The sequence below is a fragment of the Aeromonas sp. MTB genome (genome assembly GCF_056632455.1).
The window spans coordinates 435,180-450,708 of record NZ_CP147026.1 but is presented as its reverse complement, the minus strand read 5'-3'; the positions used below and the strand labels follow the sequence as shown (position 1 = coordinate 450,708).

General features: G+C 59.0%; 13 protein-coding genes. 8 read left to right on the top strand and 5 right to left on the bottom strand.

The window, feature by feature from the left end; genetic code table 11:
* Nucleotides 1–110: 110 nt before the first annotated feature.
* Nucleotides 111–1,034: a GGDEF domain-containing protein gene (locus tag WBR25_RS02145; protein ID WP_439974705.1), complete on the top strand. Its 924-nt coding sequence runs from the start codon at nucleotides 111–113 to the stop codon at nucleotides 1,032–1,034.
* Nucleotides 1,035–1,125: 91 nt separating this feature from the next.
* Here WBR25_RS02145 and WBR25_RS02140 read toward each other — a convergent pair whose 3' ends face one another.
* A complete protein-coding gene (locus WBR25_RS02140) occupies nucleotides 1,126–1,749 on the bottom strand; it encodes an outer membrane beta-barrel protein (RefSeq protein ID WP_479749850.1) in 624 nt (207 codons plus the stop codon).
* A 251-nt stretch (nucleotides 1,750–2,000) separates the two neighbouring features.
* Between WBR25_RS02140 and WBR25_RS02135 the strand changes: the two genes are divergently transcribed.
* The gene (locus tag WBR25_RS02135) at nucleotides 2,001–2,639 is read left to right on the top strand and encodes an exopolysaccharide biosynthesis protein (RefSeq protein WP_479749328.1); all 639 of its coding nucleotides are present in this window, start codon (nucleotides 2,001–2,003) and stop codon (nucleotides 2,637–2,639) included.
* A 66-nt stretch (nucleotides 2,640–2,705) separates the two neighbouring features.
* On the opposite strand, the gene WBR25_RS02130 is transcribed toward WBR25_RS02135, so the two are convergent.
* Nucleotides 2,706–3,980 (bottom strand): amino acid permease, encoded by a 1,275-nt coding sequence (locus WBR25_RS02130; protein WP_479749327.1) that lies wholly within the window; start codon nucleotides 3,978–3,980, stop codon nucleotides 2,706–2,708.
* Between the two features lie 471 nt (nucleotides 3,981–4,451).
* Entirely contained in the window at nucleotides 4,452–5,342 is an 891-nt protein-coding gene (locus WBR25_RS02125) for a sensor domain-containing diguanylate cyclase (protein ID WP_479749326.1), read from the bottom strand.
* Nucleotides 5,343–5,690: 348 nt separating this feature from the next.
* Here WBR25_RS02125 and WBR25_RS02120 point away from each other — a divergent pair, with 348 nt between their 5' ends.
* On the top strand, nucleotides 5,691–6,008 hold the full coding sequence (locus tag WBR25_RS02120) for a DUF6968 family protein (protein WP_144715324.1): 318 nt from the start codon (nucleotides 5,691–5,693) through the stop codon (nucleotides 6,006–6,008).
* Between the two features lie 224 nt (nucleotides 6,009–6,232).
* The gene (locus tag WBR25_RS02115) at nucleotides 6,233–6,808 is read left to right on the top strand and encodes a hypothetical protein (protein WP_479749325.1); all 576 of its coding nucleotides are present in this window, start codon (nucleotides 6,233–6,235) and stop codon (nucleotides 6,806–6,808) included.
* A 370-nt stretch (nucleotides 6,809–7,178) separates the two neighbouring features.
* On the opposite strand, the gene ppc is transcribed toward WBR25_RS02115, so the two are convergent.
* The gene (ppc, locus tag WBR25_RS02110) at nucleotides 7,179–9,812 is read right to left on the bottom strand and encodes a phosphoenolpyruvate carboxylase (protein WP_479749324.1); all 2,634 of its coding nucleotides are present in this window, start codon (nucleotides 9,810–9,812) and stop codon (nucleotides 7,179–7,181) included.
* A 231-nt stretch (nucleotides 9,813–10,043) separates the two neighbouring features.
* Complete coding sequence (gene argE, locus WBR25_RS02105) at nucleotides 10,044–11,189, bottom strand: acetylornithine deacetylase (protein WP_075115852.1); 1,146 nt, start codon at nucleotides 11,187–11,189, stop codon at nucleotides 10,044–10,046.
* 271 nt (nucleotides 11,190–11,460) lie between these two features.
* Here argE and argC point away from each other — a divergent pair, with 271 nt between their 5' ends.
* From argC to WBR25_RS02085, 4 genes are all read left to right on the top strand, one after another.
* Entirely contained in the window at nucleotides 11,461–12,468 is a 1,008-nt protein-coding gene (argC, locus tag WBR25_RS02100) for an N-acetyl-gamma-glutamyl-phosphate reductase (RefSeq protein ID WP_479749323.1), read from the top strand.
* 22 nt (nucleotides 12,469–12,490) lie between these two features.
* The gene (argB, locus tag WBR25_RS02095) at nucleotides 12,491–13,270 is read left to right on the top strand and encodes an acetylglutamate kinase (protein ID WP_040099221.1); all 780 of its coding nucleotides are present in this window, start codon (nucleotides 12,491–12,493) and stop codon (nucleotides 13,268–13,270) included.
* 25 nt (nucleotides 13,271–13,295) lie between these two features.
* Nucleotides 13,296–14,207 (top strand): ornithine carbamoyltransferase, encoded by a 912-nt coding sequence (locus tag WBR25_RS02090; protein ID WP_058058657.1) that lies wholly within the window; start codon nucleotides 13,296–13,298, stop codon nucleotides 14,205–14,207.
* Between the two features lie 84 nt (nucleotides 14,208–14,291).
* A complete protein-coding gene (locus WBR25_RS02085; RefSeq protein ID WP_033115910.1) occupies nucleotides 14,292–15,527 on the top strand; it encodes an argininosuccinate synthase in 1,236 nt (411 codons plus the stop codon).
* Nucleotides 15,528–15,529: the final 2 nt, after the last annotated feature.

Here is a 15,529-nt window from a genome sequence, read left to right as displayed (position 1 = left end):
GCCCGCTCGTTTACACTGACAGACCAGCCGTTTCCTGTTATCCGACCACGGCATGCCATTACACAGCCCCTTGTTTGCAAGGTGATGGCAGTCCCAATCCGAGGAACACCATGCAGTTCGATCGTCTCGACATCAGCCTCTCCCACTACCGTCATCTCGACCGGGAGCATCGCGCCCACATCGCGCTGCTGGGGATAGTGATGCTGGCCATCATGGCCCTGCATCTGTTGCTGCTGCCCCACTTTCCCTACGAGCGCTTTTACGCCGTCAGCTTTGGCTTCGAGGTGATCAACTGGCTCACCATGCTGTTCCTGTTCTGGGTGGTGCAGTGCGCCCACCTGCCCACCCACACCTACCGCATGCTCTCCTGCGGTCTGATGTTGTGGATCATGGGGGCCACCGCCGACATCATGGATGAGCTGGTGGCGCAGCCACTCTGGCTCGCCATCTATGCCGAGGATCTGCTGCGCTCCAGTGGCATCCTGCTCAGCAGCATCGGCATCCTGAGCACCATGCACCATCTCTTTCACATCAATACCCAGCTCAGACAACAGGCGCTGTTCGACGATCTGACCCGGCTGCCAAACCGGCGCTACTTTCATCAGCAGCTGTTTCTGGAACAGGGGATTTGCCACGCTCTCATCCTGCTGGATCTGGATCACTTCAAGGTGATCAATGACAACTACGGCCACGATATCGGGGATCGGGTGTTGCAGCAGTTTGGCGAGCTGTTGCAACAGCACTGCCCGCCCGGTGCGCTGGCGGCCCGTGTCGGGGGTGAAGAGTTTGCCCTGCTGCTGCCCATCGCCCACGAAGCCGAGCTGCAGCAACTGGCCAACACCCTGCTCACTGCGACCCGCACCATAGCCCCCGACCCGGCCCATACCATGACGGTCAGTCTGGGAGTGGGGATCCGCGAGCCCAAGGAACCGGCCGTCTCGCTGTTCAAACGGGTGGATCAGGCGCTTTATGGCGCCAAGGAGGCGGGCAGAAACTGCGCGGTATGGGCGATGCCGACTAACAAGGAGGCGTGAAGATCTGCCGGTTGATTGCCGATCACGGCGGAAGATTGCTGCTGAGACAGGGGCCCAAGGGCCCTTGTTTCATGTGGGAAAATCCCCCCGCCTAAAAGCGGAAGGTAAGACCGATATTGGCCTGCCACTGAGTTACCAGCTCCCCGCGCACCTTGAACACGCACTGCTCCGGGTTGCAGAGAAACTGGTTGTTGTCGTTGACCAGCGAGCCATAACCGCGCACCTCGGCCCGCAGGGCCAGATGCTCGGCGAGGCGCGGTTGCACCCCGAGCGCCAGCGACATGGAAGGAGTCACCTCGCTGTCGTAGGCGGCAAAGCGGGTCACCCCGATCCCGGCGCCGATATAGGGCGCCATCAGGTTGTCAGAGAGAGTAAGCGCACCGGCAAAGTGCAGGGTGTCCACCGTCAGGCGATCCGGCTGGTCGGGAGAGAGGGTGGTGGACTGATGGCTGTAGAGCAGCTCGATCATGCCCGGATCATCCACCTCCTTGCTGATAAAAAGACCCCAGCTACCGGAGCCCTGTCCCTGCAGTGAATCAAACGATGCAGAAAGCGGCACCGGCTGCACCACATCGTCACTCTTCTCGAAGTCGATGGCTGAGCTGTAGCCGAAAAATGGCGTCACCTGCCAACCGGATGTGGTCGCGGCCTCGCTACTCCAGGCCTGCCCCAGTGGCAGCAACAGCCCCATCATCGCTATCCCGGCTCTCTTCATCATCATCCCCTGCTCCCTGTGTGATTGTGCAGAAAGCATACCAGAGGCGTCCTAGGCCCATCCTAAACGGCGGCTGTACCGGATCACTTTCATCGCGGGATTTCCCTCTCGCCGGAACCTCCGCCGAGCCGCACCACTGGCGCCGCTATGCGCCCCTGCCACCATTCATCGACGGTTAACCTCTGCCACGTATGCTGGCGCCAAATCGGGTCATCGGGGCCCGTTATCACTACTCAAAAGGACATCAGGGAATGGTTGCCGCGCAACTCAACGACCCCAAAACTACCCTCGCGGATACCCTGCGGGCCACCGCGCATGCCATCGACGAGAGCCACATCAGCCTGCGCCAGATGCTCGCGCTGGTGGGCGAGCAGGGCATGCTGCTGTTTTGCGTCCTGCTCACCGTCCCCTTCCTGCTGCCGATCTCCATTCCCGGGGTCAGCACCCCGTTTGGCCTGTTGATCCTCTTTATCGGCATCGGCATCACCCTCAATCGGGTGCCCTGGCTGCCCGCCACGCTGATGGAGCGCCGCTTCGCCGCCGACCAGCTCAAGCCGACCCTGCACAAGGGGGCTGATCTGCTGGCCCGGGTCGATCGCGTTATCCGCCCACGCCTGCTGGTGCTGACCGGCAGCAACACGGTCAACCGCTGCAACGGCCTGCTGATCATGCTGGCCGCCCTGCTGCTGATGCTGCCCCTGGGCGCCATCCCCTTCACCAACGCCATGCCCGCCTGGGCCATCCTGCTGCTGGCCACCGGCATGTTGCAGCGGGACGGTCTGTTCGTCGCCAGCGGCTATCTGCTGGTAAGCGCAACCCTGGTCTGGTTCAGCGTGCTGGCCATCGGCTTGCTGATGGCGGGCCAGAGCGCCAGCGGCCTGCTCGGCTAACCCCGATGCACAGAAAAAGGGCGACCAGATGGTCGCCCTTTTTGATTTGTGCGGGATACCGCCCGGTCAAAGCAGATCGTAGATAAGGGCCGAGATGGCAAGCAGCCCCATCACCAACACAAAAAGGGTACTCGGCCCGCGATAACGCTTGAGTGCGGGCAAGCGATAGATGGAGCAGGCCGGCAGCAGAAACAGGATCACCGCGATCAGCGGGCCACTGACGCGCTCGATGATGTCGAGCACGTTGGGGTTCAGATAGGTGATGACGGCGGTCACCATAAACAGGATCACCGATGACACCCGGGCGATGGTTGACTCCTTGAGAGAGAGGCCCAGCCCCTGACAGGCACCGCTCACCATGCTCACCGTCCCCTCGCTCACCCCCATGGAGGTGCCGAGGAAGGATTTGGACATGGCCAGAATGGCGATGAGTGGCCCCACATAGGCGATCAGCGGGTTGGAGAACTTGTTCGCCAACGCCGACAGCACGGAGATATTGTCGGTGCGGGCCAGCGCCATCTCGGCCTGACTCAGACTCATCACGCAGCTCACCACGAAAAAGAGCACGCTGCCGCAAATCAGCATGCTGCTGCACTTGATGATCCGCTTGGTGCGCAGGTCAGCACTCTCCTGACAGCGCTTCTTCTGCGCCGCGCTGAAGGAAGAAATAATCGGCGCATGGCTGAAAGAGAACACCATCACCGGCACGATCAGCCAGAGGGATTTCCAGAACGCCGGATCACGCCAGTCCACAGACTGACTCTCGCTGAAATAGGAGAGGCTCCACTGGGGCAGCAGATAGATGGAGAGGCCAATCAGAAAGGCAACCATCGGCAGTGCCAGCACGCTGATGGCCGATACCACGATCTGTTTGCCAGCCAGCAGCACCAGATGCAGACCCAGCATCACTCCCAGCACCAGCAAGCCGCGCGGCAGCTCGGCATCCCCCAGCTGGTGAACCACGAAGCTCTGGATCGCATTGGTGATGGAGATGCTGTAGACCAGAATGATGGGGTAGAAGGCCATCAGATAGACCAGCATCAACAGCTTGCCCGCCTTGGCACCGAAGTGCTCCTCCACCACATGGGTGATATCCCCCTCCTTGTGGGAGCTGGAGAGCACAAAGCGGCTCAATGCCCGGTGGGAATAATAAGAGAGCGGAAAAGCCAGCAATAAAATAAATAGCAAAATAACCGGAGAATTACTGCCAACCGTAATAGGGAGAAATAACGTACCGGCACCGACAGCAGTGGCATATAGGCCCATGGTCCATACAGAATCGCTTTTCTCCCATTTCAATTTTGAAACAGGGTTACTCTTTTCAGCAATAGAAACACTCATTGCAATATATACCTTATTAATCTGTCATCATTATTTTTATTGGCCCGAATAACAGGCTGGAGATATTTCGTTGCATATCGCCCTGCACATGAAAAAACAACGCCGCCAGCGGCCAACAGGGCCACCGGAGAGAAACGGAGCTGCAACGCTACCATCGTTGAAATCGCTATCCGGGTCAAGGTTAATAATTCATGACTGTTTGAATCGGAATGTTTCAAAAGACAACAGGATGTATCACATTCGTCACCCAAAACCAGATTCACGCCTGTTTGATAACATACCGATAAAACCTCATGCTGTTGCCCAACAACACAAATAAGACCAGCGATCAGGCCGATAATATTAACACCTTAAGCTGTGGAATATGAGTTAAATAATATGGCCAACTTTTCTACTAATTGACAGTGATATCAGCCAATTTATTCAGGGTAAAAGAGCAGGCTATTTCCCACAGCGACCGGGGTGGCATTCTCAACCTGCCGGGCAGTGCGCCACCCGGTTGCGCCCTGCCCGCTTGGCCCGATAGAGCCACTCGTCGGCCCGGGCTAGCGCCTGATTTATCTCCTCCTCCGGCTGCACCAGGGTTGTGCCCAGACTGACCGTGATGGCGACCGGATCGGCAGGCAGCGCTTCGACGGCGGCGCGGATCTGCTCCGCCATCTGCTGCAAACCGGCTTCATCGATCCGCGGCAGCAGTATCAGAAACTCCTCGCCACCGCTGCGCACAAAGAGATCGTCCGCCCGCAACAGGGCATCGATACAACGACTGAAGCGCTGCAAGGCCCGATCTCCCTGCTGATGGCCGTAGTGATCGTTGAGCTGCTTGAAGTGATCGATGTCGAGCATGATGAGGCCGCAGGGGGCCTCCCCTGCCCGCAACGGCTGACAGTGTTCGAAGAAGAACCGGCGGTTGTAGAGGCCGGTCAGCTGGTCGGTTTCACTCTGGCGCAGCAGTCGCTGCTGCAACTCGTACTGGCGGGTGATATTGCGGGTCACCCAGGCCACCGCCCGCTTGCCGTCATAGAGGGAGGGCAGCGGCGCAATCTTGCCCTCGAAACGCTGTATCCCTTGCGGCCCGGCGGCGGCATTGATCCCCCCCACCTCGGCTGCTGAGAGCTCATACTCCACCACTCGCACCTGACCGCTCGCCAGCGACTCGGCCACCTGCGCCTTGACCCATATGGCCATCTCGGGTGGCAGCACATCGGCCAGCTGCTTGCCCGCCAGCGGATTGCCATCGTGATAGGATTGCTGCTCCATGCCGCCGATATATTCCACGTAATAGCCATCTTCACTGAGAATAAAGACGGGATCTGGCAGCTGGGCCATCACTTCATAAAGCTGGGTTACCGAAAGCGCCACGAAGACTCCTGTACTTCAACGTCAAACAGGGGGGAGATATTCTGCCTCAAGAGGACTCACTCGCCCTCATCGGCAGAACAGAAAAATCTGCGGCCACAGCCAACAATCCTTTACATCTAGCAGCCTGCCAGCCTCTCGGCCACCACAGGTGGCCAGCGCGTTGCTACTCCCGCCACTGCGCTCGCTCACGGCGGCGAAAGCCCCCTCACCCGCTCGCGCATATCCCATTGTTTCAACTCACAAGTTCATTTACGCTGGCCGTCCTGAGTCCAGTTTTCACCTCATCAGCCATCAGGGAGCCAGCCACCCGCAACCGCAGGGGCTGTACCACGGAAAAGGAATTGCCAGATGAAAAACGCCATCGTTACCGCCCGCTTCGACGCCATCAGCACCGAAGGGGAACAGCTCACCCTCAAGATCGCCATCAAGGCTCCCGAGCCGGATCCACGCTCGGCTGGCGGCGACTGGCGCTGCAAGGTGAAGCTGGCGGGGCTGAGCGACAAGACCTTTATCTACGGCATCGACAGCCTGCAGGCCCTTAGCCTCGCCATCAAGTTTGTCGAGACCGAACTGCGCGCCTTCTCCGATGCGGGCTGGCAGTTCTATCTGCCCAATTGCCCCGATCACCCCATCGACATGAGCGCCTGCTACTTCCCGGCGCTCTAGCCCAAGGTCAACTCAGGGAGCATGGGGTGCAGCCCAGCTCCCACAATATCCCTTTCATCGACAACGAGCTCATCATAGGCAAGTGCTGCCCCACAACCCGCAATGCCAAGGGTACTGTCAGAAAATTTGACAATTAAATCAATAGCATGCATCCAAAAACAATTGACAATAATTCTCATTTAATCAATGGTTGATTTCCAAATGAACCACTCTGGAGATAGTGGATGAAGCTCTGTTTGGCCACAGCATTATTGCTGTGCAGTATTTCAAGTGCCAATGCCAATACTTGCCCATTGAGTAACTGCAACACACTACACGCTGGTGAACATTACTCTATTAATGCCGATGGAAAGTATTGCATCAATTTCAACAAAGAAAACATCACGGTGGTAAACCTTTCGAGTCGATACATTGAAATAGAAGACAAAAATTCAAATCCAACTGTTATATACCCTGGTGAATTTGTTGATGTCGATACCATATCAACAATCGCAAATTCAACCAAGGTAGTTATCAGCATAGAGCACGATAGCTTTATCGTGATAAGAGATATAAATGAAAGCAAGCGTAACAAGAGAGCGGCACCCGCATTGGTATGGGCAGGCGGTGGGGCCGTTATCGGGGTGATGGGCGTCATTGCCAACAATCCTGATGCAAACATGAGAGAGATTGCTGCAGGTGCATTTGGTGGTGCCGTTACCGGTAGGTTAAGCCCCATCATGGGAAGTGGTGTCGCAGGCATGATGGCTTCAGGCAGTGCTGGCCTGGCAGCAAGCGGTGGCTGTGCCTCATGTCACTAGTGATGATAATCGTCACATTGATAGCAGCCGTTGTAGCACCCTTTCTTTTAAGCAACAACCTTGCCCATCGAATTGCACTGCTACTAATTTCAAGCGGTTCAATACTATTTAATTATCTCTCGGGTACTTTCTCAGCCTGGATATATTTAACCTTTATTGTATTTACAGTTATTTTAAAGGCTAACTATCGGTCTACTCTGGTGCGTTGTGATGATGCAATACTAGGTTGCTATATGATTTTCTACATCCAGCCATTAGTCTTGAGGCTAATCTGATACACTCCCTTTAAATGCAGTAGACGAGATAAGCTCACAAAAAAAGAGCGCATATTATGCGCTCTTTTTATTTCAGACCTGTTTGGTAATATTTATCAACCCGTATTACGCATCCCTGCGGCAATACCGGCGATGGTAACCATCAGCGCCTTGTCCAGCTCGGGGTGCAGGGTCTCCGGGTGGTTACGGGAGCGGTTGAGCAGCTCGGCTTGCAGCACGTTGAGCGGGTCTGTGTAGGGGTTACGCAGCTTGATGGACTCCTTGATCCAGGGCTGATCCTCCAGCAGATCCCCGCGCGGGCTCAGTTTCAGCACCACCTCGATGGATTCGGCGAGCTCCTGACGCAGCTGTTTGCCAAGGCCCCACAGCTCCTGCGGCACCAGACGGGTGTCGTAGTACTCGGCGAGCCAGACGTCCGCCTTGAGGAACACCATCTCCAGCATCTCGAGGCGAGTGCGGAAGAAGGGCCACTGGGCGCTCATCTCCTCCAGCACCGCCAGCTTGCCGCCGTCGATGGCCTGTTGCAGCGCCTTGTGGGCACCGAGCCAGGCCGGCAGCATCAGGCGGTTCTGGGTCCAAGCGAAGATCCACGGAATGGCGCGCAGACTCTCGACGCCGCCGTTGGGCTTGCGCTTGGAGGGACGGGAGCCGAGCGGCAGCTTGCCGAGCTCCATCTCCGGGGTAGCGGCACGGAAGTAAGGGACGAAGTCCGGATGACCGCGCACGATACTACGGTAGTGATCGCAGGAGTCGGCGGCCAGCTGTTCCATCACCTCGCGCCAGCACTCTTTCGGCTTGGGCGGTGGCAGCAGGTTCCCTTCCAGCACGGCGCTGGTGTAGAGCTCCAGACTCTTGATCGCCACTTTCGGCAGACCGAACTTGAAGCGGATCATCTCCCCCTGTTCGGTGGTACGCAGACCGCCGCGCAGGGATCCCGGCGGCTGGGAGAGGATGGCCTGATGGGCAGGCGCACCACCACGACCGACGGTACCGCCGCGGCCATGGAACAGGGTGAGGCGGATGTTGTTGGCTTCGGCCAGCCCCACCAGGGATTCCATGGCAGCGTACTGGGCCCAGCCTGCGGCCATCATGCCCGCATCCTTGGCAGAGTCGGAGTAACCGATCATCACGTACTGACGGCCCTGAATGTAGCCGCGATACCAGTCCACCGAGAGCAGACGCTCCATTACGGCGGTGCCTGCCATCAGGTCATCCTGGGTTTCAAACAGCGGGGCGACCGGCATGCGGAACTTGCAGCCCGCCTCTTTGAGCAGCAGTTGCACCGACAGCACGTCGGACGGCGCACCGGCCATGGAGATGATGTAGATACCGAACGCATCGGGGTCGTGCTTGGCGATGACCTGACAGGTTTCCAGCGTCTCGCGCACCTCGGCGCTCGGCTCCCAGTCGTGGGGAATGAGCGGGCGACGGGAGTTCAGTTCGTTGAGCAGGAAGGCCTGCTTGTCATCTTCACTCCACTCGGCGTAGTCACCCAGACCCAGATAGCGGGTCAGCTCGGAGAAGACCAGCCCATGACGCTCACCATCCTGACGGATATCGAGCTTGACCAGATGGATGCCGAAACAGGCGACCTTGCGCAGCACGTCCAGCAGCATGCCATCGGCGATGTTGCCCATGCCGCAGGCGTGCAATGAGTGGTAGCAGAGTTCCAGCGGCTCGCGCAGCTGGGCGGTGGTCTTGACCAGATCCTGGCTCTCGCTCGCCTGGCCCTGCACCTTGGCGGTGAGATGCTCCTTGGTTTCGCGCAGCGCTTCACGCAGCTCGCGCACCAGCGCACGGTAGGGCTCGGGGTGATCGCCAACGCGAGCGCGCACGGCGTCGGTACAGTCGGACATGGAGAGCTCGGAGGTGAGCTCCTTGATGTCTTTGTAGAACAGGCTCACCGCCATCCAGCGGCCAAGCTCCAGCACTTCGGCAGTCACCTTGGCGGTAACGAAGGGGTTGCCGTCTCGGTCACCGCCCATCCAGGAGGTGAACTTGACCGGCGCGGCATCCAGCGGCAACCGCACACCCAGATGGTGTTGCAGACGCTCGTCCAGATTGCGCATGAATTCGGGGATGGCAGGCCACAGGCTGTTCTCCACCACGGCAAAGCCCCACTTGGCCTCGTCGACCGGAGTCGGGCGCTGTTCGCGGATCTCGTTGGTGTGCCATGCCTGATTGATGAGCTGTTCGATGCGGTTGAGGATCTTGTCCCGCTCGCGAGGCAGCAGGTCGGAGAGCTCCAGCGCCTCGAGGCAGTCGTTGAGCTGTACGTGCTTGTGGATCAGGGTACGACGGGTCACCTCGGTGGGGTGAGCGGTCAGCACCAGATCGATATCCAGCTCGCGCACGGCCTGAATGATGGCCTCTTGTGACAGGTTGGATGCCTTGAGTTTGTCGAACATCAGCTCCAGCGGATCCGGGGTGCAGACCTGCTCTTCACAGCGACGGGAGATGGTGTGGAACTGTTCCGCCACGTTGGCCAGATTAAGGAACTGGCTGAAGGCGCGGGCCACCGGCAGCAGTTCATCATCGCTCAGGGTGCGCAGGGTATCGAGCAGACGTTCCCGGTCTGATTCATTGCCCTTGCGGGAGGACTTGGCCAATTGGCGAATGGTTTCGATCTTGTCGAGAAAGGCCTGACCCTGATGATCCTTGATGGATTTACCCAGCAGCTGACCCAGCATACCTACGTTGGCGCGTAGTGCGGCGTACTTTTCGTTCATTCCACATCCTTATCTTGTTGGTGCCTGACACCCATCCGGGGTGCTAGACGACCTCACTTATTGTTGTGCGATTACAACATATGCTCCGTCATCTTAGGGTGACAATCTACCCAGATTGTCTGCGCAAGGTCAAATAACAGGCCGATTCAGAACATGTATTTCCATCACCACTCCACAACCGGCTTGTTATGTAACTTACTTACAGTTTTTACGCCCCTTTCACCGCCGCCGCTACAGGCAAAAACGTCTGATCAGGTGTTGCAACACCGAGGTGGTCGGCTTGACGAAGGAGAGGTCGAGATACTCATCCGGCTGGTGCGCCTGGGTGATATGGCCGGGGCCCATCACTATGGTCTCGCAGCCAAGCTGCTGGATAAACGGCGCCTCGGTGCAGTAGTTGACCGACTCGGCGGCGCGACCGCTCGCCTTCTCAGCTTCGCGCACCAGCACAGAGTCGTCGGCGCAGGCGTAGGCAGGAATGGGTTCATGCAGATGTTGCAGATGCAGGCAGCCCGGCTGGTGGATCTCAATGGGCGATAGCGCCTCTTTGAGCATCCCCATCAGCTCATCCGGCCCCACCTGTGGGGTGGGTCGCAGGTCGATATGCAGCTCGCAGCAGCCGCAGATGCGGTTCGGGCTGTCGCCCCCCTGAATGTAACCGAGGTTCAGGGTTGGCTGCGGCACGGCAAAGCGGTGGTCGGCGTAGCGATCTTTCAGATCCTGCTGCAAGCGCAGCACCTGCCCCATCGCCTTGTGCATGATCTCCATGGCGTTGACGCCGTTGGCGGGATCCGAGCTGTGACCGCTCTTGCCGGTAATGCGGATCGCCTCCGACATATGCCCCTTGTGGGCCACTACAGGCACCAGCCCGGTCGGTTCGCCAATCACGGCGTAGTCGGGTTTAAGCTCCGCCGCCGCGGCGATGGCGCGGGCCCCAGCCATGGTGGTCTCTTCGTCGGCGGTAGCGAGAATGCGCAGCGGCTTGGTCAGCTTGGTGAGGTCGATATCTTTGAGCGCCTCGACGATAAAGGCGAAGAAGCCCTTCATATCGATGGTGCCGAGACCATAGAGGCGGTTGCCCTCTTCGGTCACCTTGAAGGGATCCTTGCTCCACCCCCCCTCATCGAACGGCACCGTATCTGTGTGACCCGCCAGCAGCAGACCGCCCTCCCCCTGACCGATCGTAGCCACCAGATTGAACTTGCCCGGCAGGTCGGGGAGCGCTGTTACCTCGCACTGAAAACCGAGCTGACCGAACCAGTCGGCCAGCAGCCGGATCACCGCCTCGTTGCTCTGATCCCACTTGGGATCCGTGCTGCTGATAGAGGGAATCGCAATAATATTCTTATAAAGTGAAAAAAAATCCAGATTGGCCATCAGCTCCTCCTTGCGTCCCCGGAATGTTTCTGTTAGAAAATACAAATGCAAAGTGAGTGCATGAATATTCTGTAATTTTACCTGAATATCTGGCTCATCAACAAAGGCTTCTAGTTGTAAGGGAAAGTTAATGTTCTGTCACCTGATCTATAACCGACGACACACACCCGCCTGAATTGCCCCTCCGCACTTGTGCAAAGGGGCGATCGAACACCCTTGTGCACTGCAGCGTCATGCTGTGAATCTCGAACTCTGACTTGGAATATTCAACATGCTTAACACCGTTATCGTCGGTGCTAGTGGCTACGCGGGAGCCGAACTGGCCGCACTGGTACAGAACCACCCACAACTCAAGCTGTTCGGCCTCTATGTCTCCGCCGGCAGTCAGGATGCCCACAAGCGCTTCTCTTCCCTGCATCCCCAGTGGGTCGGAGCCCTCGATCAGCCGCTGCTGCCGCTGGACGACGACGGCATGACCCGGATCCTGACCCAGGCCGATCTGGTGCTGCTAGCCACCGCCCACGAGGTGAGCGCCGAGCTCGCCCCCAAGTTTCTCGCCAAGGGGTTGCCGGTGTTCGATCTCTCCGGCGCCTTCCGGGTCAAGGATCAGGGCTTTTACGACAGCTTCTACGGCTTCACCCACGACAGCGAACAGTGGCTGGATCAGGCCGTCTATGGCCTGGCCGAGTGGAACGCCGATGCCATCGCCACCGCCCAGCTGATTGCGGTGCCGGGTTGCTACCCGACCGCATCGCTGTGCGCCCTCAAGCCGCTGCAGCAAGATGGCCTGATTGCCAAGGGGTGGCAGCCCATCATCAACGCTGTCTCCGGGGTTTCCGGCGCCGGGCGCAAGGCAGCCATCAACACCAGCTTCTGCGAAGTGAGCCTCAATCCCTACGGCACCTTCAATCACAGACACCAGCCGGAGATCAGCCACCACCTCGGCAAGGAGGTGCTGTTCCAGCCCCACCTCGGCAACTATGTGCGCGGCATCCTGGCCACCATCTATGTGCAGCTGGCGGACGGCGTGACTCCCACCCAGGTGGATCAGGCCTTCCTCAAGGCTTACGAAAGCAAGCCGCTGGTGCGCCTCACCGGCCAGATGCCATCCATTCGCGGTGTGGCAAACACCCCTTACTGCGACATCGCCTGGCAACAGCAGGGCAACATGCTGGTGGTGGTCTCTGCCATCGACAACCTGCTCAAGGGCGCCGCCTCGCAAGCCATGCAGTGCATAAATATCAAATTTGGTTTTGAACCGGCCACCGGCCTGATTTAAGGACTTAGGAAGGATCTTGAACATGGACAAACAGACGTTGGTAATCAAGCTGGGCGGCGCCCTTATCGAGAACGACGAGGCGCTGACCGCCCTGTTCGCCACCCTCAAAACCTTTCTCGACGATCAGCACCGTCCGCTGGTGCTGGTGCACGGCGGTGGCTGTCTGGTGGATGACCTGCTCAAGGGGCTGGGTCTCACCTCTACCAAGAAGAACGGCCTGCGGGTAACCCCGTTCGAGCAGATCCCCTTTATTGCCGGTGCGCTGGCAGGGACCGCCAACAAGCAGATGATGGCCAAGGCGATCGCCACCGGCATTCCAGCGGTGGGGCTCTGCCTCGCCGACGGCGGCCTCTGTCAGGTGACCCAGCTCGACCCGGATCTCGGCGCGGTCGGCGAGTGCAAGCCGGGCAACCCGGCGCTGGTAGCGGGGATCCTCGGTCAGGGCTTCCTGCCGGTGGTGAGCTCCATCGGCATCACCGCCGAGGGGCAGCTGATGAACGTCAACGCAGATCAGGCGGCCACCGCCATTGCCGAAGCGCTCGGTGCCGATCTGGTGATGCTCTCCGATGTGAGCGGGATCCTCGATGGCAAGGGCAAGCTGGTGCCCCAGCTCGACAAGCTGACCGCGCTGGATTTGATGGAGAAAGGGGTGATCACGGATGGCATGGCGGTCAAGGTAGAAGCGGCCCTGCACGCCGCCGAGACCCTCGGCAAACCGGTCTGTGTCGCCAGCTGGCGCTACCCGGATCAGCTGCTCAAGCTGCTGGCTGGCGGCGCGGTCGGCACCCAAGTCGCTATTTGATCTCCACCGGAACAAGGAACATCCGATGCAACATCTTCTGAAAGACAGTGATCTGAACAAAGCCCAGATTGAAGCGCTGATTGCGCTGGGTAAAGCGGTCAAGGCCGACCCGAAGAAGTACAGTCAGGCGCTGGCCGGCAAGAGCGTGGTCACCCTGTTCGAGAAACCCTCCCTGCGCACCCGGGTCACTTTCGACATCGGCATCGCCAAACTGGGCGGCCACAGCGTCTATCTGGATCAGCAAAACGGCGCGCTGGGCAAGCGGGAGTCGGTGAAGGATTTCGCCGCCAACCTGTCCCGCTGGTGTGATGCCATCGTCGCCCGGGTGTTCGATCACCAGACCCTGGTCGAGCTGGCAGAGCACGGCACAGTGCCGGTAGTGAACAGCCTGTGCAACCTCTACCACCCCTGTCAGGGGCTGGCCGACTTTATGACCATTGCCGAGCACTACGACGACCTGTCGAAGGTGAAGCTTGCCTACCTCGGTGATGGCAACAACGTCAGCCACTCTCTGCTGCTGCTGGGGGCGACACTGGGCACCGACGTGACCCTGATCTGCCCGAAAGGCCACGGCCCGGATACCCAGATCTTCCTGCAAGCGCAGGCGCTGGCGGCCAAGTCGGGGGCAACCATCCACATCAGTGATGACGTGGCGGATATCGAAGGGTTTGACGTGGCCTACACAGATACCTGGGTCTCCATGGGTGACAACACCCCGATGGAGCAGGTCAAAGACCTCTTTATGCCTTACCAGATCAACCAGGCCCTGCTCGACCGCACCGGCATCCAGCATGTGCTGCACTGCCAACCGGCGCACCGGGAGCTGGAGATCACCTCGCAGGTGATGGATGGCCCCGCCTCCCTCATCATGGACGAGGCCGAAAACCGGATGCATATCCAGAACGCCGTGTTGCTGACCCTGTTTGGGCATAAATAGTCAGGGCAACAAGTAACGCGGCACTCAACCTGAATCACGACCCTTTTATTGAATCATCATCGAATCATCACGGAGAGAAGTAACATGAGCGGAATCAACAAGATCGTACTGGCTTACTCGGGTGGACTGGATACCTCGGCCATCATTCCCTGGCTGAAAGAGCACTATGACGCCGAAATCATCGCCTTTGTGGCCGACGTCGGTCAGGAGCGCGACGATCTGGAAGGGATCGAGCAGAAGGCCATCGCCTCCGGCGCCACCAAGTGCATCATCAAGGATCTGCGGGAAGAGTTCGTCAAAGAGTACGTCTACCCGACCCTGAAGACCGGCGCCGTCTATGAGGGCACCTATCTGCTGGGCACCTCCATGGCCCGTCCGGTGATCGCCAAGGCGATGGTCGAAGCGGCACTGGCGGAAGGGGCTGATGCCATCTCCCACGGCTGCACCGGCAAGGGTAACGATCAGGTGCGTTTCGAAGGTGCGGTCGCTGCGCTGGCACCTCAGCTGAAAGTGATCGCCCCATGGCGGATCTGGGATATGCGCTCCCGGGAAGATCTGCTCTCCTATCTGGAGACCCGCAACATCCCCTGCAAGGCGACCCTGAAGAAGATCTACAGCCGCGACGCCAACGCCTGGCACATCTCCACCGAGGGTGGCGAGCTGGAGAGCACCTGGAACGAGCCCTCCGAAGCGGTCTGGCAGTGGACCGTACCGGCCGAACAGGCACCGGATCAGCCGGAGTACGTCAAGCTGACCGTGGCGCAGGGTGAAGTGGTGGCCGTTGATGACCAGCCGCTCAGCCCGCACCAGATCCTGATGACCCTGAACGAGCGTGCCGGCAAGCACGGCGTGGGCCGCATCGACATCACCGAAAACCGGATGGTGGGGATGAAGTCCCGCGGCTGCTACGAAACCCCGGGCGGTACCGTGATGGTCGCCGCGCTGCGCGCCGTGGAAGAGCTGGTACTGGATCGCCCGACCCGCGCCTGGCGGGAGAAGCTGGGTGCCGAGTTCTCCCATCTGGTTTATGACGGCCGCTGGTTCACCCCGCTGTGCAAAGCGATCCTCGCCTCTGCCAACGCCATCGCCGAAGATCTCGACGGTGAAGTGGTGCTGAAGATGTACAAGGGTCAGGTCACCGCGGTGCAGAAGAAGTCGCCGAACAGCCTCTACTCCGAAGACTTCGCCACCTTCGGCGCCGATGAAGTGTATGACCAGAGCCATGCCGAAGGCTTTATCCGTCTCTACACCCTGGCCAGCCGGATCCGCGCCATGAAGGAACAGCATCAGGCCATCGGTGGCGATCACACCCACGGTTAAGC